This window comes from Stenomitos rutilans (assembly GCF_059505485.1).
Genome location: NZ_JCACKR010000092.1, coordinates 28,716 through 48,504 on the forward strand (window position 1 = coordinate 28,716; position 19,789 = coordinate 48,504).

A 19,789-nucleotide genomic window follows, 5' to 3' on the forward strand; every position below is an offset into this window, starting at 1 on the left:
CGTTTTGTTCAATAGCATTGTAAGCGATCGCTCGTTTGCGCCTGGGAAAGAGCTTGCGATCGCACCCGACTTGAACTCACAAGCATTGTTTGCGAAAGCACCGCTAATCTGGATGTATCTACAGGCGATCGGTGTTCCTCACATCACTACGGCAGGATGCTCAAAAAGATAACCGCTTCAGCATTGAGCGATCGCTTACGGTCGTTGAATTCTTCCAAGCAAGCATTGCTTCGTCGCACCAAGCAGGGAGTTTTCATTCTCATTGCGTTTGGTGGGCTATACGTGATTACGCCACCGCTTTGGAATGCAGTCGTTGTGAGTCCGCAGCAACGAGTTGAGCCACTAGCAAAACGTATCAACGACCTAGACAAACAAATCAAAACGTCACCAACGCCTTCAACCGCAGACCTCAAAGAGATTGCTACCCTCGAAAAAGGTCGCATCGATACCGAAAACACGATTCGGACAAGCCTCTTTCAAGCCGTTGGCGGTTTACTGGTCTTTGTCACGCTCTACATTTCCTGGCGAACGCTGCAAGCAAATGAAGCGAAACAGGTCGCGGAGCGCTTTAGCAAAGCAATAGAGCAACTAGGAAGTGAGAATATTCATGTGCGCTTAGGCGGCATTTATGCGCTAGAACAAATTGCAAAAGATGCCGAGGAGAAATATTACTGGCAAGTGATGGAAACGCTGACTTCTTATGTGCGGGAGCGATCGCCCTGGAATAAAGAAAAAGAAGCACAAGCTGAACAAGAAATTCCACCGTTACCAACTGATATTCAAGCCGTAATGACCGTCATTGCCCGACGTAAACACAGCTATGGTCATCTGCTCGAACGCAACCCCCTTGATTTAAGTAACGCTGACCTGCGACGATTGCAGCTTCCGCCAAACACTCAACTCAATCACGCAAACTTTATAAACACAAACCTGCAAAGCGCATTCCTACAAAAAGTGAATTTGCAACAGGCAATTTTCTGCAATGCAATCCTGCAAGGGGTATTTCTCAACAAAGCGAGTTTGCAACAGGCAATTCTTACGAGAGCCAATTTGCAGGAGGCGGAACTTGAAAGTGCGGAGTTGCAAAAAGCAATTCTCTGGGAAGCTGATCTGAAAGAGGCCATCTTTAAAGGAGCAAATCTGCAAAAGACAATCCTTGACAAAGCGAATCTGCAAGGGGTGCATCTCAAAGAAACAGTTGGGCTAACACGGGAGCAACTTAACGCGGTAGCGTCCCACGAAGGAGCAGTTCTGCCAGATTACCTGCTAACGCAACAGCCACAAGCAGAAATGACTTCATCCGCCATACAAACTACTGCATCGGCACAACCCGAAAGCGAAACGTAAGCACCACCAGCGAAAACGCAATTAGTACCACCAGAAGAAACGTAGTGAGCTAATGGGGTGACTGGGGAAAGGGCGATCGCGAACGCTAAGACCGAATCTACTTTTTAAACGACCGTTTCACGACTACCTGAAGCTAAAGGGTTGGATTGCATGAGAGGGACGATCGCCTCAGTTAAACTAAGAGCAACGAATGATCGAGGACAAACCATGCCAACCCGACAACCTCGATACAGCAAGGAAGAATTTGCTCGCCGTGGCAAGGCGCTTTACGATACTCAGATTCGTTCTCAGGTTGAAGCAGGGAATCAAGGCAAAGTTGTAGCGATCGACATCGAAACAGGAGCCTTTGAGGTTGGCGATGATAGCCTTACTGCCGCCAAACAACTGTTGAAACGCTACCCTGACGCACAGATTTTTGGGATTCGGATTGGGCATCGTGCGGTTCATCGCTTCGGTTTTCGCTCTCCCACTACTTCTGCATGATTATTGGCAATGTGAATCACGATCGAGAGGCGATTGTGCAGTTAGCCGTGCTTGGCGAGAATCAACAACGTCAAGGAATTAGGGCAATCATCGATACTGGATACACTGGCTTTCTGACCTTGCCACCCTCCGTAATTATGGCTCTAGATCTTACTTAGTTCATGCAGCAGGAAGGCTTTTTAGGCGACGGAAGCTTATGTATGTTTAACGTGTATGAGGCATCTGTCATTTGGGATGGTCAGGTCAGAACTATTGAAATCAATGAGTCAGAAACAGATCCATTGGTGGGAATGGGGTTACTTGAAGGGTATGAGTTGACTATTCAAGGTATTGCCGGAGGGTTGGTGACAATCAAAGCATTACCTTAAGTGATCGCCGCAGCCCACAAAACCCACAAATTCTGTAGAAAACCCATAGAACATTTGTTCTAAAAGTGTTATGAATAGAGGCAACAGCGATCGCCAGACAGCGGTAAGCTTGAGCGATCTTTAGACAACCGTGATCTTTCCGTTCACAGCATCGCTGAGAGGCTACACTAAACACTGACTTTTCTCCCTTAAACGGCTTGCTTACCAGGTGTACATCAAGCGTCTAGAACTCTCCAACTTTAAGTCCTTTGGTGGCACAACGCCGATTCCGTTGCTGCCAGGGTTTACAGTGGTGTCTGGCCCGAACGGTTCTGGCAAGTCGAATTTGCTGGATGCGCTGCTGTTTTGCCTGGGGTTGGCAGGGTCAAAGGGTATGCGGGCAGAGCGCCTTCCCGATCTGGTCAACCATACGCAAAGCACGCGTGGTCGTTCTACCGTCGAAGCCAGCGTCACCGTCACCTTTGACCTGTCCGATGAACCAGAACTGTTAGAGGATGCGATCGAACGGCAAGTCAATAGCGATGGCTCTCTGCGTTCAGACGAATCGCCAAATGGTTCTGACGGCAACGGACATTTAAATGGACATGCCGAAAACGAACATACCCAGAATGGACATGCCAAAAACGGACATACCCAAAATGGGCACGCTCAAAACGGCAATGGTGCGCGTCCCATCCGCACCGAATGGAGTGTCACCCGCAAACTCCGCGTCACCCAGCAAGGCACCTACACCTCCAACTACTACATCAACGGCGAACCCTGCACCCTGACAGAGCTGCACGAAGAATTAAACCGTTTGCGCGTCTATCCCGAAGGCTACAACGTGGTGCTACAGGGGGACGTGACGCGCATTATCTCGATGAATGCCCGCGAACGACGCGAAATTATTGATGAACTGGCAGGTGTGGCAACCTTCGATCGCAAAATCAACCAGGCTAAAGAAAAGCTGGATGCCGTTAAAGATCACGAAGATCGCTATCACATTGTTGAAAAAGAACTGATTGACCAGCGCGATCGCCTCGCCCAGGATCGCATCAAAGCTGAAAAGTACAAAAAGCTGCGGCTGGAGCTGCAAACCAAAGAACAGTGGGAGATTGTCATCCGTTATCAGCAGTCATTTCAAAGCGCTCAGCGACTCCGCGAACAGCTTGAAGGGGGCGATCGCGAACATGCTGACCTCAGCACGCAGCTTACCGCTCTCACAACCACCATTCAGCAAGCAACGACTGAGTTAGACCAGTTGAATGCTCGCGTCCGTGCGTTGGGCGAAGACGAACAGTTGGCACTCCAGTCCACACTGGCAACCCACGAAGCAGAACTGCGCCAACTGCAACGACAAGAGCACGATTTGCAGGCTGCCAGTCAAGACACCGTGACCAAGCTGGCGCAAACTCAGCGGGAACTTCAGGAACACTTACAGGCGATCGACACTTTTACGCAACAGCAAACGACCGAAGCACAACACCTTACCACCCGCCAGCATGATCGGGATCAGGCACGTCAAACCCTGGAGCAAAACCGCGAAGCCGCAAATGCCTCCGCTGCCAGTGCCGAAGCCTGGGTGCAAGAGCAAACGACCCTGCACCACCACATCGAAACGCTTGTCAATGCCCTAGAACCACAGCGAACAGAGCAAGCACAGCTACAGGAGCGCACCCGTCAGCTAGAACGCCAAATTCAGGAACAGACGCAAACTGTAGAAACGTTACAGCAGCGGCTGGCAGAGCAACAAACCCAAAAGGCAGAGGTTGAAGCACGCTTGACCGCAGTTCAAGAGCAGATCCAGGCGATCGCCCAGAATCTTGCGGCGGCTGAACAAGAACTTCAGATTCAGCAAGAAACTCAGACGCGCTTATTGCACGAACAGCGCGAAAAACAGCGTCGGCTGGATAAGCTGGAAGCTCAAACCCAGGCCATCCAAGAAGCTCAGGGCACTCATGCCACTCAGGTCATTCTGCAAATGGGTCTGACAGGCGTTTGTGGCTTGGTGGCTCAGTTGGGGCGGGTTGATCCCCGCTATCAATTAGCGTTAGAAACCGCAGCAGGCGCTCGGTTAGGAAATTTGGTGGTAGAAGATGATGCTACGGCTGCCGCAGGGATTGAAATCCTCAAACAAAAACGAGCGGGACGCGCCACCTTCCTGCCCCTCAACAAGATTCAAGCAGGGCGAATGCCGTCGAGTGGCGTGCGATCGCTTTCTGGCTGTATCGACTATGCCGTGAATTTAGTGGAGTTTGACGATCGTTACCGCAACGTGTTCGCCTATGTCTTTGGCACCACGCTGGTGTTTGAAACCTTGAGTGACGCGCGTCGGCACATGGGGCAGCACCGCATTGTCACCCTAGACGGCGAACTGCTGGAAACCAGCGGTGCCATGACTGGCGGCAGCACCAGCCAGCGTCAGGCCATCCACTTTGGCACTGTCGAAGCGACCGAATCGGCAGAAGTGATTGCCCTGCGCGATCGCCTGCACGAAATCGATCGCATCCTCGCACGCTGCGACCATAGCATTCAGCGAGCCACCCAACTGACCAAAGAACGGACTCAAGCACTGGCAGAAGCTCGACAACAGCACCGTGAGGCTCAGCTTCAAACCAAGCAACTGGACACTGAACTCCAGACACTCATCATGACCCTGACTCAGGTGCAAACCCAGCTTGCACAAAATACTCAGGAGTTGGCGATCGCCCAAACCCGTCTACACACCTTAGAAACCGAAATTCCCGCGCAAGAGCAGCAGCTACAGACCTTGCGACAGACTCTGGCAGAGCTAGAACAATCCCAAACCCACAGCGAATGGCAGCAAATTCAAACGGCCCTTCGCGCCCAGGAAGCGGAACTCTCGCAGCGAGACTTGGCGGTACGGGCGATCGAACAACGCTTGCAGGATCTGGACAACCAGCGCCAGCGATCGCAGGAAAAAGTCCAGCAGGGGCAGGAGCGCTTACAGGACTATCGAACGCAGCAGACGGCACAGATGCAGGAGCAGTCAGCGGTCAGCGGTCAGCAGTCAGCGTTGAAGGTGAAAATTGGCGAAACTCAGGCATCTCTGGCGGCGTTAGAGCAACGGTTAGGGCTGGAGAAGCAAGCCCGCGATCGCGCCGAACGTCAGTTGCGTGACCAGCAAACGCAGCAGCAGCAGATCACCTGGCAGCAGCAAAAGCTGGAAGAAACCCAACAAGCACGTCGAGCCGAATTAAGCGAACTGACCCTTCAACTGGAGGCACAGCAGCCCGATCTACCTGACCCCTTGCCAGAAATTCCCGACACGGCGACCCGTGACCTAGTGGAATTGCAGCACGAACTGCGATCGCTCCAGAAGCGCCTTCAAGCAATGGAACCTGTGAACATGCTGGCGTTGGAGGAGTACGATCGCACCCAGGCGCGCCTTGAAGAACTCACCGAAAAACTTCAAACCCTGCAAGAAGAACGCACCGAACTCCTCCTGCGTATCGAGAATTTCACCACGTTGCGTCAACGCGCCTTTAAAGAAGCCTTCGATGCGGTTAACCTCAACTTCCAATCCATCTTTGCCACGCTTTCGGATGGGGACGGTCACCTCCAACTCGAAGACCCCCAAGATCCGTTCAACGGTGGGCTGAATCTAGTGGCTCATCCCAAAGGTAAGCCCGTTCAGCGTCTTGCTTCCATGTCTGGGGGTGAAAAATCCCTCACCGCACTCAGCTTTATCTTTGCCCTCCAGCGCTACCGTCCTTCGCCCTTTTACGCCTTTGATGAAGTGGATATGTTTTTGGATGGGGCAAACGTAGAGCGATTAGCTAGAATGATCAGACAGCAAGCACAGGAAGCGCAGTTTCTCGTGGTGAGTCTACGGCGACCGATGATTGAGTCTGCCGATCGCACGATCGGGGTTACGCAAGCACGAGGGGCTTACACTCAGGTTTTAGGCATTAACCTCTTACCACAGAGTGCCTCCGTATAAGCAGCCTGCTGTATGATTTGACCACTGTATGCTTTGATAGTGATCAGTTTGTTAACGATCAGGATTTGCGAATCAGGATTCGACCCATAATGGCATTTGAAGAGATCCGCCAACGCTCAGACCTTCTTGGGACACAAGTGATCACCCGTGATACGGGCAAAAAACTGGGTGTCGTGAGTCAACTTTGGGTAGACATTGACCAGCAGGAAGTGGTAGCGCTCAGCTTGCGTCCCAACTTGCTCTACGGCACACCTCAGCCCATGCTGTTAAGCAGCATTCGGCAGATTGGGGATGTTATTCTGGTCGATAACGACGATGTGATTGAAGATATTGATGTTGAGTCCTACAGCAGCTTGATTAACTGTGAAGTGGTCACTGAAACAGGCGAACTGCTAGGCAAAGTGCGCGGCTTTAAGTTTGATATTGATAATGGCAAGGTTACATCCCTGATCCTGGCATCGATCGGCCTCCCCCTCATTCCTGATCAGGTCGTCAGTACCTACGAATTATCGGTAGACGAAGTAGTAAGCAGTGGCCCTGATCGCCTGATTGTGTTTGAAGGCTCGGAAGAACGTCTGCTGCAACTATCTGTCGGCGTGTTGGAACGTCTCGGCATTGGCACCCCTCCCTGGGAACGTGACGAAGAAGATACCTACGTGGCTCCTGTTCGCGCTGATAACCAGCTTGGCACAGGCTTGCGTACCCCGATCGCCACACCCGTGCGCCAGAAAGAGCCTGCTATCCAGGAAACGTGGGATGACGACAACTGGAACAACTCACGTCCTCAACTACGGCAACCGCAACGTCGGGCTGAGTCACTCTACTACGACGAGGAAGAGGAAGACAATTGGAGTGAGGCAACGCCTGCGCGCGATCGCTATGCTGCACGTCCCGAACCTCCACAACCCTATCCAAACGTTGATTACGAAGACGAAGATCTGGACGGTGATGCCTGGGAAGACGAGGAGCAAAAGCCTCTACCACCCTACCAAGCTCCTCGCATCAATCTTCCTGAGAAAACAAAAGCCCCTGAATACGAAGAAGAGGGCTATTAAGGGACTATTGTCTAAGTAGGACTAAAAGCCTCGGATTCTTGAAGAATTCGGGGCTTTTGTATAATCGCGTTTTCGCTTTATGGCGTTCCGTACAATTACCTTTGAACTCCTGATGCATTCAGGATAAACTTGCATTCTTTCTGGTCGTTAAACTATGCAGGCGCTTCAAGCTGCGGTTAGTGTGTTTTGGGCAAACTTAGAATAGTGCGTCGTTGAAAGCAACACACCAACTGTGGAGGCGAACAGGTTTTTGCTCTTCGAGTTGTCTGGTGCACAATGGCAAACTGCTTTATTTTTCCAAACTGAAGGGTTCTCTACCGCAATGATGCATCCGCATACAGAGGTTCGCTTTATTAATGCTGCGATCGGCTACGGTGTTTTTGCCACTCAGCTCATTCCAAAGGGCACGATTATATGGATTTTGGATGAGCACGATCAGGCGTTTGATGAATCCTATCCAGCAACCCTTGACCCCGTGCAGCGCAGATGCTTTCTCAAGTACAGCTATCGGGATGAACGAGGATTCTATATTCTGTGCGGAGACATTGCCCGGTTCGTCAACCATAGCTTTCATTCGAGCTGCATTGCGACTCCCTACAAGTTTGAGCTAGCCTCACGAGACATTCATCCCGGCGATGAATTAACGGATGATTACGGGTACTTTAATTTGGATAAGCCGTTTTACTGCTTTCCAGAACTGGGTACTGCTCGTACCAAAGTCATGCCCGACGATATTCTGCACTATTACCCAGAGTGGGATCGTCAGGCGGCTGATGCGATGCGTCTTTTCAACAAGGTTGAGCAACCGTTGAAACACTTGATCGACCATAAATTTATGGCAAAGGTGACTGCGATCGCTGCAGGAGACGCGAAAATGGATTCTATTCTGGCGTGTTACTACGATCGCACTGCAACGTTAACAGCGGTTAGCTAACGTCATTGCCAACCGCCGTTACAGGCAAACCTGATTGACCGGGCAAGTTTCATGGCTTTGCCGCCTTTGCTCAGCCGTTATTACTTTTGCTCAGCCGCTATTTATTTTTGCTCAGCCGCTACTTAGAGAGTCCCAGGAGACCCCCTATGCAGTCCATTGCCTCGGACTCTGCGCCCCCAAAGCCTCGGCGGACATCCCTTATGCGTTCCGTTGGGTCGCGACTTTTTCTATCGGTGGTGGGCGGTTCGCTCGTTGGCTTAATCGGTACCGCCTTCTTGACCTATTGGGAACTGGCGCGACAGTCGGAAGCAGAATTGCGATCGAGCCTTCAGGTCAAAGCCGAGAACCTGGACGGCGACCTCAACACGTTGGAATACTCCACCAAACTGGTCGCCGATGCAATCAAAACTCTGTATGACGCAGGTGAACGGCGAGAGCAGGTCTATGTCAACTTGCTCGATCGCGCGCTCGTCACATCTCCTCTTGGTACGGGGATAGGCTTTGGACAGCCGCCTGGCAATCGTCTCATTTTGCCAACGCGGAAATTTGCCTATCCCTACGCAGCACGTAATCCTCAAACGGGAATCATTGAGGCGCAAGGCGGAGAAGCCTCGCAAAGCAACTTTCAGGAAAACTACTTTACGCAACCGATCAGCGCAGGCAAGCCAATTTGGTTAGAGCCAGTACCTTACCTGGAAGACACCCTCAAGCCACCCCAGATGCTGGTTAGCACGGCCTATGCCATGCCGTTTTATAGCAATAGGGGGCAGCTACTCGGTGTCCTGAGTCAAGACCTGGAGTTAGGTTTTCTTAGCAAAAAGCTGTCGATTCAAGTCATGCGCGATGCAGGCTATTTCATGCTGGTCAGCGCGAAGGGCGGTTTGATCGCCTATCCACCCGATCCTCAACTGGTCTACCCCAGCGATACTCAAAGAAAAGCAAGCCTCAAACAGTTCCCCAGCCTGAACAACTACGCAGGTCTATGGCAGCGCATTCAAGATGAGTTGAAAACGGGCAACGATAGCGGTGTGACGCAGTGGCAGGATACCCAAGGAAAGCGCGAATACTGGGCGTACCAGCGGATTCCTAATAACAACTGGGTGCTGATGGCGATCGTTCCTGAAGGCGTGGTGTTGGGGCCTGTTGCACGCTTTACCGCGATCGGCGCGTTAGGTTCCATCATCGGCGTCTCGATCGTGCTGGGAATCGTGGTCGCCATGTTTGTCAAACGGCTAAACCAGCGGTTGCAGCCAATTATGGACGAGTGCAACCGTCTAGCAGAAACCAGCGCCAAAAGCGAAGCACTTATGAGCCGTGAAGATGAGTTGGGACGACTCACCATTTCGTTTTATGCCCTGCTCGGACAGGTAACCGTCAATGAACGCAAGCTGCGGCAAGAGATGTCGAAATCGGCGCAGGCGTTTCAGGTGTTGCAACAAACTCAAGCACAGTTGATTCAAACCGAGAAAATGTCGAGCCTGGGACAATTGGTAGCAGGCGTGGCCCACGAAATTAACAATCCCATCAACTTTATCTACGGCAACCTGCCGCACGCGGCGAACTATACCAAAGATCTACTGACGTTAATTCAGATGTACGAGCAGCGGTATGCCGACCTTGATCCCGAAATTTGTGCCTATCGCGAAGATATCGATCTCGATTTTCTGATTGGTGATCTACAGAAGATGCTGGATTCGATGAGCATCGGGGCCGATCGCATTCGCGAAATTGTCCTCTCCCTACGCAATTTTTCGCGTCTAGATGAATCCGACATGAAGCGCGTCAAGATTCACGACGGCATTGATAGCACGCTGCTGATTTTGCAAAATCGACTGAAAGCTAACTCCGGGCAGGCTGCGATCGAGGTCATCAAACAGTACGGTGATCTCCCTCCCGTTGAGTGTTACGCCGGACAGTTGAATCAGGTCTTTATGAATATTTTGAGCAACGCGATCGATGCCCTAGAGAAGTACAACGACGGGCGATCGGCGTCTGAGGCGATCGCGAACCCAGCAACAATCACGATTCAGACAGAAGCGGTTAGAGGGCAGGAGGCAGAAGGCAGAAGGCAGAAGGCAGAAAGCAACTCATACCCTGCACCCTACACCCCACACCCTACACCCGCTTCCGTCGTCATCCGCATCCGCGATAACGGTCCCGGTATTGCTCCAGAACACTACGCTAAGCTGTTTGATCCCTTCTTTACCACCAAGCCGATCGGCAAAGGGACGGGATTAGGGCTATCCATTAGCTATCAAATCATCGTCGAAAAGCATCACGGCGTTCTGAAATGTATTTCTGCTCCCGGAGAGGGCGCTGAGTTTTGGCTCGAAATTCCAATACGGCAGCAGGTGGGAGTGAAGACAAGCAGTAGCCAGTAGGCAGAAGGCAAAAGGCAGAAGGAGGTGATCGAGCCTGCGCTGAGTGCTGACCGTCCTTACACGTCTCATGAAATTCTTTATATCCAAATGGCTGGAGGCCGTATCGTGAAAAAATTCAAGCATGTGGTTAGTACAGGTCTCATCGCACTTTCTGGCAGTCTCATTCCATTCACCATGCCTGCGCTAAGTGCGCCGCCTCCAGTGCAAGTGGGAAAATGTGCTGATACGTTTATTAAAACGGTTGGCACACGCCTGGTAGATGGTTCGACTGGCGCACCGATCGAGGGTAGTGGTACCAGCGTTGAACTGACGAATGGTATCTATTTAGTTTCTTATGACGAAGTTCCAACGCTGAAACAAGCGATCGTGGGCGAAAAAGTCAACGTGTGTCTGGTTTCCATTCCTAAAAACTGCCCTCCGGGTGACAATCGCGGGCGCACTTATCGTCTTTTCAATTACAGAACTCGTCAAACGGTGACACTGCCCGACTCTCAGCATATGTGTGGGGGTGCTTAAGTCGCCTCATTATCCACAGCATTGCTCTATTTTTAGCCCTGTGCCTTTAGCAGTTAGCGATCAGCCGTCAGCCGCCAGCGATCAGCGTTCTTCTTACAACCAACTACTTTTCTGGTATGCCCTTTCCTGTATGCCTGAAAGACTTTAGGGCTTTACAACCAACAACTTCTCTAGAGAACGGTTCTCTTCACTTGGGTTGTCTTACGCTAGAGACTACAATAGAGGAGAAAATATAACGTTTTGTAACGTGGATTCAACAAACTTACAGCAAATTTCTATTCAGCTAGAAAGCCAAAGCATGAAGGATCGCATGCTGGGGCTGGTGTCTCTACGCGATGTCTCCGCAGAGGCGGCGGTGCCGCTTATCAAAAAAGTGCTGAATGATGAGAGCCTTCAGGTGCGATCGATGGCCGTTTTCGCGCTGGGACTCAAGCAAACAAACGAGTGTTACCCCTTACTGCTCGACATTCTCACCAATGAGCCTGATTATGGCATTCGAGCTGATGCGGCTGGAGCGTTGGGTTACTTAGAAGATCCAAGAGCCTTGGAACCGCTTGTCAGAGCTTTCTACGAGGATACTGATTGGTTAGTTCGCTTTAGCGCTGCTGTATCGCTCGGCAACTTGAAAGATCCGCGTGCTTATGATGCGTTAATTCAGGCGCTTGACGGCGATGAAGTGGTGTTACATCAGGCCGCGATCGCAGCCTTAGGTGAAATCAAGGCGATCAAGGCCGTTGACCATATTCTGCGGTTTGCCCAGGCAGAAGACTGGCTGGTGCGTCAGCGTTTAGCCGAAGCACTCGGTAACCTGCCAACACCAAAGAGCGTTTCTGCCTTGAAATACCTGGAGAAAGATAGCCATCCACAGGTTGCTGAAGCTGCCAGAATTGGTCTACAGAAATTGTCAGCGTAGCCTACTATCAAGAAGACCTCCGACTTCAAGAGTCGGAGGTCTGGGTAAGCCGTGACGTCTTATGGATCTTTTTCAGCAGCATCGTTTAGACATCACTGAGGCTGAAGCGCCGTTGGCAGCACGGTTGCGTCCCCGCACGTTGGATGAGTTTGTGGGTCAAGATGCGATCGTCGGGCCTGGACGGTTGCTGCGACGAGCGATTCAAGCCGATCAACTTTCTTCGCTCATTTTCTACGGGCCACCAGGAACGGGAAAAACGACACTGGCGCAGATTATTGCCAATACAACGCAAGCGCATTTTATTGCCATTAATGCGGTGCTGTCTGGGGTCAAAGAGATCCGAGAGGCGATCGCCGCTGCTCAAGACAAACGTGGCCTGTACGGTCAGCGCACCATCCTGTTTGTCGATGAGGTGCATCGGTTCAACAAAGCCCAGCAGGATGCGTTGCTACCCTGGGTCGAAAATGGCACGGTTGTTCTCATTGGTGCGACGACAGAGAATCCCTACTTTGAAGTGAATAAAGCGTTGGTCAGTCGATCGCGGCTCTTTCAGCTGAAGCCGTTAGAAGAATCAGACTTGCGAAACGTTGTACAGCAGGCATTACAGGATGTCGATCGCGGCTACGGCAAACTCAACGTGCAGTTAGAGGCAGCCGCGCTTGATCATCTAGTGAATGTGGCAAACGGTGATGCGCGTGCGTTGCTAAATGCGCTGGAACTCGCTGTGGAAACCACATCACCAGATGCAGCAGGCATCATCCACATCACCCTGGCGGTTGCAGAAGAATCCATCCAGCGTCGTGCTGTGCTGTACGACAAAGAAGGGGATGCCCACTTTGATACCATCAGCGCGTTTATCAAAAGTGTGCGTGGGTCTGATCCCGATGCCGCACTTTATTGGCTGGCGCGGATGGTTTATGCCGGGGAAGATCCACGCTTCATTTTTCGTCGATTGCTGATTTTGGCTGGCGAAGATGTGGGCATGGCAGACCCCAATGCGATCGCAATCGTCCATGCCTGTGCAGAAACGTTCGATCGCGTCGGCTTACCCGAAGGACGTTATCCACTCGCCCACGCGACTCTCTATTTAGCAACGGCTCCCAAATCCAACAGCGTCATGGGCTTTTTCGATGCGTTGTCTGCAGTAGAACAAGAGCGAGAAGGGGATATTCCCAATCCCTTAAAAGATGCCAATCGAGACAAAAAAGGCTTTGGGCATGGCGCAGGCTACCTCTACCCCCACGCCTACCGTGATCACTGGGTAGCTCAGCAGTATTTGCCCAGCAGCCTACAAGGGCAAGTCTTTTACCAACCATCAAAGCAAGGTTTTGAGGCCACCATTCAAACACAAGTAGCACGACAGCGTGAGGCGCAACTGGCCGCACTAGTAGACGACACAACCGCATCAGAAGCGCTGACCTTTAGCCCTGTCGATTCTGCCCAGGAACGCTGGCTTCAGCGCACGTTAGGGCAGGCTGGAGAACGACTTGGGGCCTTGCGCGATCGCCTCTTCACCCTTGCCGCGCCCCAACGCCATCATGTAGTGCTGGATCTCAACGCTGGCAGTGGGTTACTAACCTGGGAAGCGGTTCGCCAGGTGCCCGAAGGCAGTGTCGTTGCCTGTGTTCGCACCCCAACCGATGCAGAGGCACTGACTCAACAAGCTGCTGCCCTACCAGAACTCACACGCCCGATCGTTTTGCAAGCCTCCCTCACAGAGTTGCCAAGCGTTCTGAAAACACAAGTAAGCGATGTACGGTTTGACCACATCATCGGACGTAATGCACTCATGCGAGAAGTTGATAAGGCGGGTGTGGTGCGATCGCTCGTAGACTGGCTACAGCCCAATGGCACCGTCACGTTAGCAGAAGCGGTTCCTCATCAAGCACAGCGGCTTTACCAACTGCTTGACCCCATCTGGCTGAGCGCCAAACTTTATCAAAAACTAACCGAGTCAGAAGAAGCCATCTACACGCAGCCCGAAGACCCAATGGTGAATTGGGACATCCAGGATTTACAAAGCATTTTTGAAGTGGCTGGCGTTACGGTAGCAATGCAAGTCGAGTCACTTTCTACAGACACATTAATCACAACAGCGTTGATTGATCGCTGGTTCACTCCCACCGACGCTCAACCAACCTACGCAACGCATCTCTCGCGGCAGCTTTCTCATACAGAGATTACAAAAGCGCGATCGGCGTTTATGCGACTGGTGCATCAAACCGTGAAATGGCATAGTACAATTGTCTTAATTCATGCTCATCGTTAAGGCGCGCGGCATTGCAGCGAACAAGCGGATGCGTCATGCTAGGTTAAATTCAGAGTGGCTGCTCTGGTTAAATCCAGCTTATCAACCGTCAGCGTTATGTGACCTCAGCTCAAAACAACTGCAAATCCACAAATCATTTACCCCGACAGCGACGGTAAGCCGATGGCAGACAACACAAAGCAGTTCCGCTGGATTGTGGTGATTCAGCAGAACCTGGAGTGGCTGTTTGCTGCTGAGGCCAATATTTTTGTGGCGGGTGATCTGCTCTGGTATTCCGTCGAGGGAAGTAACAACATCTGTACAGCTCCAAATGTCGTGGTGATTTTTGGCAGACCGAAAGGCGATCGCGGCTCCTATCAGCAGTGGCAATAAAACACGATTGCGCCGCACGTGGTGTTTGAGATTCTTTCTTCGAGCAGTACTCGCACCGAAATGGATAAAAAGCTAGTTTTCTGCAATCGCTACGGAGTGGAAGAATATTACCTATACGACCCTGATCGCAACGATTTGAGCGGCTGGCTTCGGAGCGAGAATGGGTTGGATGTGATTGATCCAGTTGCAGGCTGGGTCAGCCCTCGGCTTGGCATTCGGTTTGATACCTCTGGTGCCGTGCTGCAACTCCTACGACCAGATGGTGAACCCTTTGCAACCTACACAGAGATTGCTCAACAGCTTCAACAAGCACAAACTCGCGCAGAGCAAGAACGGCAACGTGCAGAGCGGCTAGCAGAACGGTTAAGAGCCGCTGGCATTGACCCTGAGCAAGTTTAGAGGCGCGATCGAATTAGCTTTAAACTTTCAAGCACTCAACGCTAAGCCTCAGAGCACCAACGCTGCATTTTCGTCGTCATTTTTACTGAATATGTGTCAGAAGAATGAGTTCAGCCTCAGCTATGCCTGCCTCAATTGCTGCAATGATTGAGAGAGTACTGAGCCTGCTGACTTCGCGAAAACAACGGCAAGAAACATGCCAACTCCGATATCTGGTAAAGGTGAGTGCGTCAGATAAACCAACCCTGCTGCACTTAATACAGAAGCGTTGGCAATAATATCGTTGCGAGAACAGAGCCATACTGAAGACATGTTGATATTGTCGTTGCGATGTTGAGTAAGGAGATACAGGCAAACTAAATTAGCACAGAGAGCGATTAGGCCAATACCGCTCATCGCTCTCAACTCTGGAGGGGTACTCAAAGCGAGTTGATAGGCAGCTCTGGCAAAGACGAAAACAGCCGATAAAAACATAATGCCGCTTTTGAGTATGGCGGAGCGGGCCTGAGCCTTGCTTCCCATGTTGATGACGTAAAGACTGCTGCCATACGCGATCGCATCACCCAACATATCCAGCGAATCACCCGTCAATGCTAATGAGTTTGACCATATCCCTGCAAGCAACTCAACACTAAACATAACCGCATTGATACCGAGTACGACCCACAGGATCTTGCTTTGCTGCTTGGAGAGGGCTTCCAGTTCACTAGATTTTTTTTGACAACAGTGATCTGACATAGCTTTACTCTCAGACTTCTGGTTAATACAACTGTACGGTGTCGTCCGTTGCCGCTTCAAGACGTCCCAAGTTCTTACCAGGAGTCAGCCCACGCCGCCCTTCTACTTGCGATCGACGTAAAAATTGCTGCAAATGAAGTAAGTGCTCATTGTCGGGCAGCGAATCGATTTTTTCTAACGACTGTTCAAGCGAGAAGCCCGATCGGTAGAGCAAACGAAAGGCTGTTCTCAACGTTTGAATGACCTGCCCTTCTTTTTCACTGGCTAAGCCTGCGCGTTTGAGTCCCACCCGATTCAACGATCGCACCCGTGCAGGTTGACCTTCTACTAGCATGTAGGGTGGAATATCGCGAGTAATTTGATGCATGAATGCCACCATCACCAAGCGCCCAACGTGGACAAACGGATGAATTTCACCAATGCCGCTAATAAATGCCCGCGATTCAACGTGTACATGCTCACCCAAAATGACCGCATTGGCAATCACCACCTGGTTTTCAATCATGCATCCTTGAGCCATGTGGATATACGCCATTAACAAATTGCGATCGCCAATGCTTGTAACTTCATCGGCATGGTTGGAACGGCTAATGGTGACGTATTCTCGAATTTGATTGTCGTCACCAATCTTGACCAGGCTGTGCGCACTCGTGGTAGATGGATCTTGCGGCTCTACCCCGATCGCCGCACCCGGAAAAATTTGGTTACGTGCGCCAATTTCAGTCCAACCATCAAGTACCACATTCGGGCCAATGATCGTTTCAGGTCCTATTTTTACTTTCGCCCCAATCACCGCATGGGCACCGACTTGCACAGTAGGATGCAGTTCAGCATGGGGATGAATCGTCGCCGTTGGATGCAGCAAGGTAGTCAAGCAAACGCTCCTATCGAAAAAATGCATTAAAAGGTTAACTGACCCGTTACCTGTCAATCGACTGTACTCTTGCTTGAGTGCCACGTCTTACCTGAATGCCAAGTTGTTTTAAGAATTTAATTCTAAATTAAGAATCTTAGTCGAAAAGCGATCTGTCGGCTTACACTCTCTGAAGCAATATCATTCTGTCTATTTATTAATAGAAAACTATTCGCGACACAGCTTTAGATTGCGATCATTCGCAAAGCCTTAGACGAGTTTACAACTGTATTTGAGCCGTCAAGAAAGATTTCACTTTAAATATCATTCAGTGGCTCTCTTAAAGGATGTTTGAGACGTTGCGATCACCTTGCGTCGGGGCGTGACATGCGGCAAATCATCCCCTCAGTCCTCGAAACATGATTGTTTGAATGCCGCGCCCTGAAAGGTTTTGACTATGAGCTATACCTTTAAGACGCCCTCTTAGAGTATAAATTATGGCAGCAGAAAAATAGCTGTTGAGATGTCTATCTTTGAGAACGACGATCGCTCGATACCAGGCCAAAGCGATGACTGCTGAACTCTAGACACAGCAGACCAAAGACGGCTTCAAGTACGTTACTGAAGCAGCATTACACGGCTTACCACACCGATTTCTGCCCGGTTGACTCGTCAAGCAGCAGGTTTCGCCCTATCTACAGGCAAAACAGGGCGCTATCTAAGCAACTGACCGACTGCACGAACGGTAGCAACCACATTAAGAAATAAGGCATTAACCGTGAATCATTGTTTACAAGTACAAGGAGCTAGTAGCTGGCATCCGCGTCTTTACGGAATCTTGTGCTAGGCTTGCAAGTAAGGATTATTTTCGGCTGTGTAATTCGTTTTACGAGCGTCCTCCGGATCTAACTCTCCATTTTCTGATTCGGGAGATTTCTTATGTCTGTTGTACGTTGGCAATCTGTCCTACGAGGTTACCCAAGACGACCTCAGCAAGGCGTTCGCCGAATATGGCGAGGTTAAGCGTGTGCAGTTGACAATTGACTGTGAGACTGGCCGCCTTCGAGGCTTTGTCTTCGTTGAAATGGGCACAGGAACCGAAGAATCAGCCACGATCGCAGCCCTTGATGGCGCTGAATGGATGGGCCGTGATCTTAAAGTGAATCAAGCAAGACCACGTGAAGAACGTGGCTCTCCAAAGAGCACTGGTCAAACAACAATCGCTCCTCTAGAGCTTACTAAGCACTGAGAAAAAAGCGTTCACTCTAGAGTCTTGAAAGCGGTTAAGGCTCTGTCTTTTGAGGTTGAGATATAACTGTAGCAACGCCCATCTCAACCTTGTATTCATCCCTGTTCAAAGAGGTCGGATGACTCAAAGTATCTTGGAAAAAGCGAAGGTATCAATTCAGTTTTGCATCGCTTTACAGGGTGCTGTTTCAAAAGCATGCATCTTTCCAGACCTACATAAGCATCAACACTTTGAAGCACCGATCGAAAAATGAAAGCCCAAAGCACTCGCCCAGTATAAGCAAGTGAAGCGGAGATTCGACCAATGACTGTTGGAGCATCACCCCCACCCATCGATCGCCTCATTTTAGAGGCGCTTCAGCGAGGAGATCAAAACCGTGGGCAACTCTTTGATCTCACTGGCAAAAGCTATCCACTTTTAGTGAATGCTTTGCAACGGCTTAAAGACCAGAACCACATTGAAACGTATTTTGTTCCCACCGGGGATGTGTCTGTACTCACCTATCGCCTGCGCACTTAGCGTTGACACTTTTGTTGTGCTACCTCTTACCCTCAAAAACCCCATGAATACGAAAGAACTCATGAGCCGCTACTCAGCAGGACAACGAGATTTTAGAAATCTCAATTTAATGGCAGCAAATCTCAGAAATTTGAATTTAAGTGGTGCAAATTTAAGTGGCGCTAATTTAACAAAAGCAAATTTGACTCGCACAAATTTAAGCTATGCGAACCTCACGGATGCGATCGTGGTCGGAGCAAATTTGACTGAAACAAATTTGACCAAAGCGAATCTTACCAATGCTGATTTGAGTGATGCTAATATGAGCGATGCCAATCTTAACAATGCCTCCTTGCGTGGCACTAAAATGACTGATGGAGTGAGTTCCAGTACTGTAACACATCGTTAGAAATCATTTTCATACCGCTAAACCGTCTAGATACTGGCTTATAGCGAGAGAGGTAGACGATCGTCTACCTCTTCCGTTCTCGTTACAGAAAGTCCTTCAAGACGCAACTAAAACATCCATTCAAGGTTAAGGCCCACTCGGCTATCGCTACGAAAGCGAGAATTCTGCTTTTGAATATCCGTAGAGAGGCGAAGGTTGTGCGTAAGTGCATAGCCAAAGGATAGCGTTGTCAACCCCACTTCATCCTGCCCCCTTGGCGCAACCCAACTCTGTGTTAAAGCCAGATCAGCCGCCCCCGTGCGCGAAGGCACCAACAGGAAACGCAGACCCACATTCATCCCCTCTGTGCTGTAGCGGGTCGTTGTTAAATGACGGTAACCCAGTACTGGAGCGATATTAATCACACTACCCAGCGGCCGGATGTAATAGCGTAAATCACCTCCCCAAGCTTCTCGTTGACCGTTAAACGTAGTCTGGTAGTCAGCACTAAGCGTCAAGCCCGATCGCCCCACAAACACATCTTCAAGGCCCACGTTTAGCCCACTTGCCTGTTTTGAGGAGGGGAATTGGGTGTAGCCTAGGCGCAACCGCGTCCGAAAGCTGGGATCGCGCTTGATATCAGTTAAAACGTTCGGCACCTGCTTTAACCAGCGTTGCAGAACAGGACTGCTTTCGAGGAGGTTGGGATCAAGGTCAAGCGTAGAGGCGGGAGAGCTTTTGAGGTTTAAGGTTTGAGGGTTGGTTTGAAGGGGTTCTTGGTCAGGGGAACCCACTGGTACCGTCTGTCCTGACTCCTGATTCTTCATTTCTGATTCTTGGCTCTTTCTAACGTGGTTGACTCCTGCTTCAGTTGTGGAACCCATCACGTTAGCTTCTGACTGCATATCCTCCACCGCGAAGTTGCTCTCTAAGGGTGGGTTTTGCTTCACGAGGTCAATCGCCGAGCGGGATACTACTTCAGTCGGCAGACTCCAAGCAGGGTAGATAGTGAAGACACCATTAACAAGCAAACAGGCTTGTAAAAGATAGCAATTGAGGAATAAGTGCGATCGCAACAGGGTT

General features: G+C 50.5%; 20 protein-coding genes. 17 read left to right on the forward strand and 3 right to left on the reverse strand.

Annotated features, from left to right (window positions below):
• The first annotated feature begins 4 nt into the window (after positions 1–4).
• The 14 genes from AC5JLP_RS18650 to AC5JLP_RS18715 all read left to right on the forward strand — a co-directional run bounded on the left by AC5JLP_RS18650 (position 5) and on the right by AC5JLP_RS18715 (position 14,980).
• Complete coding sequence (locus AC5JLP_RS18650) at positions 5–172, forward strand: hypothetical protein (RefSeq protein ID WP_496069442.1); 168 nt, start codon at positions 5–7, stop codon at positions 170–172.
• Complete coding sequence (locus AC5JLP_RS18655) at positions 157–1,347, forward strand: pentapeptide repeat-containing protein (protein WP_496069443.1); 1,191 nt, start codon at positions 157–159, stop codon at positions 1,345–1,347. The genes AC5JLP_RS18650 and AC5JLP_RS18655 overlap by 16 nt, the downstream gene beginning before the upstream one ends.
• Positions 1,348–1,554: 207 nt before the next feature.
• Positions 1,555–1,830 carry a hypothetical protein gene (locus tag AC5JLP_RS18660; RefSeq protein WP_496069444.1) on the forward strand — a complete coding sequence of 92 codons (276 nt, stop codon included), beginning with the start codon at positions 1,555–1,557 and terminating at the stop codon, positions 1,828–1,830.
• Complete coding sequence (locus AC5JLP_RS18665) at positions 1,827–1,988, forward strand: hypothetical protein (RefSeq protein ID WP_496069445.1); 162 nt, start codon at positions 1,827–1,829, stop codon at positions 1,986–1,988. Before AC5JLP_RS18660 ends, AC5JLP_RS18665 begins: the two co-directional genes overlap by 4 nt.
• Before the next feature lie 42 nt (positions 1,989–2,030).
• Positions 2,031–2,198 (forward strand): hypothetical protein, encoded by a 168-nt coding sequence (locus tag AC5JLP_RS18670; RefSeq protein ID WP_496069446.1) that lies wholly within the window; start codon positions 2,031–2,033, stop codon positions 2,196–2,198.
• 208 nt (positions 2,199–2,406) lie between these two features.
• Positions 2,407–6,141 (forward strand): chromosome segregation protein SMC, encoded by a 3,735-nt coding sequence (smc, locus tag AC5JLP_RS18675; RefSeq protein WP_496069447.1) that lies wholly within the window; start codon positions 2,407–2,409, stop codon positions 6,139–6,141.
• An 89-nt stretch (positions 6,142–6,230) separates the two neighbouring features.
• Positions 6,231–7,196, forward strand: a complete 966-nt coding sequence (locus AC5JLP_RS18680) for a PRC-barrel domain-containing protein (protein WP_496069448.1) — start codon at positions 6,231–6,233, stop codon at positions 7,194–7,196.
• A gap of 322 nt (positions 7,197–7,518) precedes the next feature.
• The gene (locus AC5JLP_RS18685) at positions 7,519–8,130 is read left to right on the forward strand and encodes an SET domain-containing protein (RefSeq protein WP_496069449.1); all 612 of its coding nucleotides are present in this window, start codon (positions 7,519–7,521) and stop codon (positions 8,128–8,130) included.
• A 146-nt stretch (positions 8,131–8,276) separates the two neighbouring features.
• The gene (locus AC5JLP_RS18690; protein ID WP_496069450.1) at positions 8,277–10,511 is read left to right on the forward strand and encodes an ATP-binding protein; all 2,235 of its coding nucleotides are present in this window, start codon (positions 8,277–8,279) and stop codon (positions 10,509–10,511) included.
• A gap of 105 nt (positions 10,512–10,616) precedes the next feature.
• Entirely contained in the window at positions 10,617–11,027 is a 411-nt protein-coding gene (locus tag AC5JLP_RS18695) for a hypothetical protein (RefSeq protein ID WP_496069451.1), read from the forward strand.
• Positions 11,028–11,325: 298 nt separating this feature from the next.
• Positions 11,326–11,940: a HEAT repeat domain-containing protein gene (locus tag AC5JLP_RS18700; protein ID WP_496069452.1), complete on the forward strand. Its 615-nt coding sequence runs from the start codon at positions 11,326–11,328 to the stop codon at positions 11,938–11,940.
• Between the two features lie 61 nt (positions 11,941–12,001).
• A complete protein-coding gene (locus tag AC5JLP_RS18705) occupies positions 12,002–14,209 on the forward strand; it encodes an AAA family ATPase (RefSeq protein ID WP_496069453.1) in 2,208 nt (735 codons plus the stop codon).
• A gap of 162 nt (positions 14,210–14,371) precedes the next feature.
• The gene (locus AC5JLP_RS18710) at positions 14,372–14,581 is read left to right on the forward strand and encodes a hypothetical protein (RefSeq protein ID WP_496069454.1); all 210 of its coding nucleotides are present in this window, start codon (positions 14,372–14,374) and stop codon (positions 14,579–14,581) included.
• A gap of 18 nt (positions 14,582–14,599) precedes the next feature.
• Positions 14,600–14,980 carry a hypothetical protein gene (locus AC5JLP_RS18715; protein ID WP_496069455.1) on the forward strand — a complete coding sequence of 127 codons (381 nt, stop codon included), beginning with the start codon at positions 14,600–14,602 and terminating at the stop codon, positions 14,978–14,980.
• Positions 14,981–15,100: 120 nt separating this feature from the next.
• Here AC5JLP_RS18715 and AC5JLP_RS18720 read toward each other — a convergent pair whose 3' ends face one another.
• Complete coding sequence (locus AC5JLP_RS18720) at positions 15,101–15,718, reverse strand: cation efflux transmembrane domain-containing protein (RefSeq protein ID WP_496069456.1); 618 nt, start codon at positions 15,716–15,718, stop codon at positions 15,101–15,103.
• A gap of 22 nt (positions 15,719–15,740) precedes the next feature.
• Positions 15,741–16,592: an acyl-ACP--UDP-N-acetylglucosamine O-acyltransferase gene (gene lpxA / locus AC5JLP_RS18725; RefSeq protein WP_496069457.1), complete on the reverse strand. Its 852-nt coding sequence runs from the start codon at positions 16,590–16,592 to the stop codon at positions 15,741–15,743.
• A gap of 925 nt (positions 16,593–17,517) precedes the next feature.
• Between lpxA and rbp the strand changes: the two genes are divergently transcribed.
• From rbp to AC5JLP_RS18740, 3 genes are all read left to right on the forward strand, one after another.
• A complete protein-coding gene (gene rbp, locus AC5JLP_RS18730) occupies positions 17,518–17,820 on the forward strand; it encodes an RNA-binding regulator (RefSeq protein ID WP_496069458.1) in 303 nt (100 codons plus the stop codon).
• Between the two features lie 303 nt (positions 17,821–18,123).
• Positions 18,124–18,339 (forward strand): hypothetical protein, encoded by a 216-nt coding sequence (locus AC5JLP_RS18735; RefSeq protein ID WP_496069459.1) that lies wholly within the window; start codon positions 18,124–18,126, stop codon positions 18,337–18,339.
• Between the two features lie 43 nt (positions 18,340–18,382).
• A complete protein-coding gene (locus AC5JLP_RS18740; protein ID WP_496069460.1) occupies positions 18,383–18,727 on the forward strand; it encodes a pentapeptide repeat-containing protein in 345 nt (114 codons plus the stop codon).
• Positions 18,728–18,834: 107 nt separating this feature from the next.
• Here AC5JLP_RS18740 and AC5JLP_RS18745 read toward each other — a convergent pair whose 3' ends face one another.
• Entirely contained in the window at positions 18,835–19,656 is an 822-nt protein-coding gene (locus tag AC5JLP_RS18745) for a hypothetical protein (RefSeq protein WP_496069461.1), read from the reverse strand.
• Between the last annotated feature and the right edge of the window lie 133 nt (positions 19,657–19,789).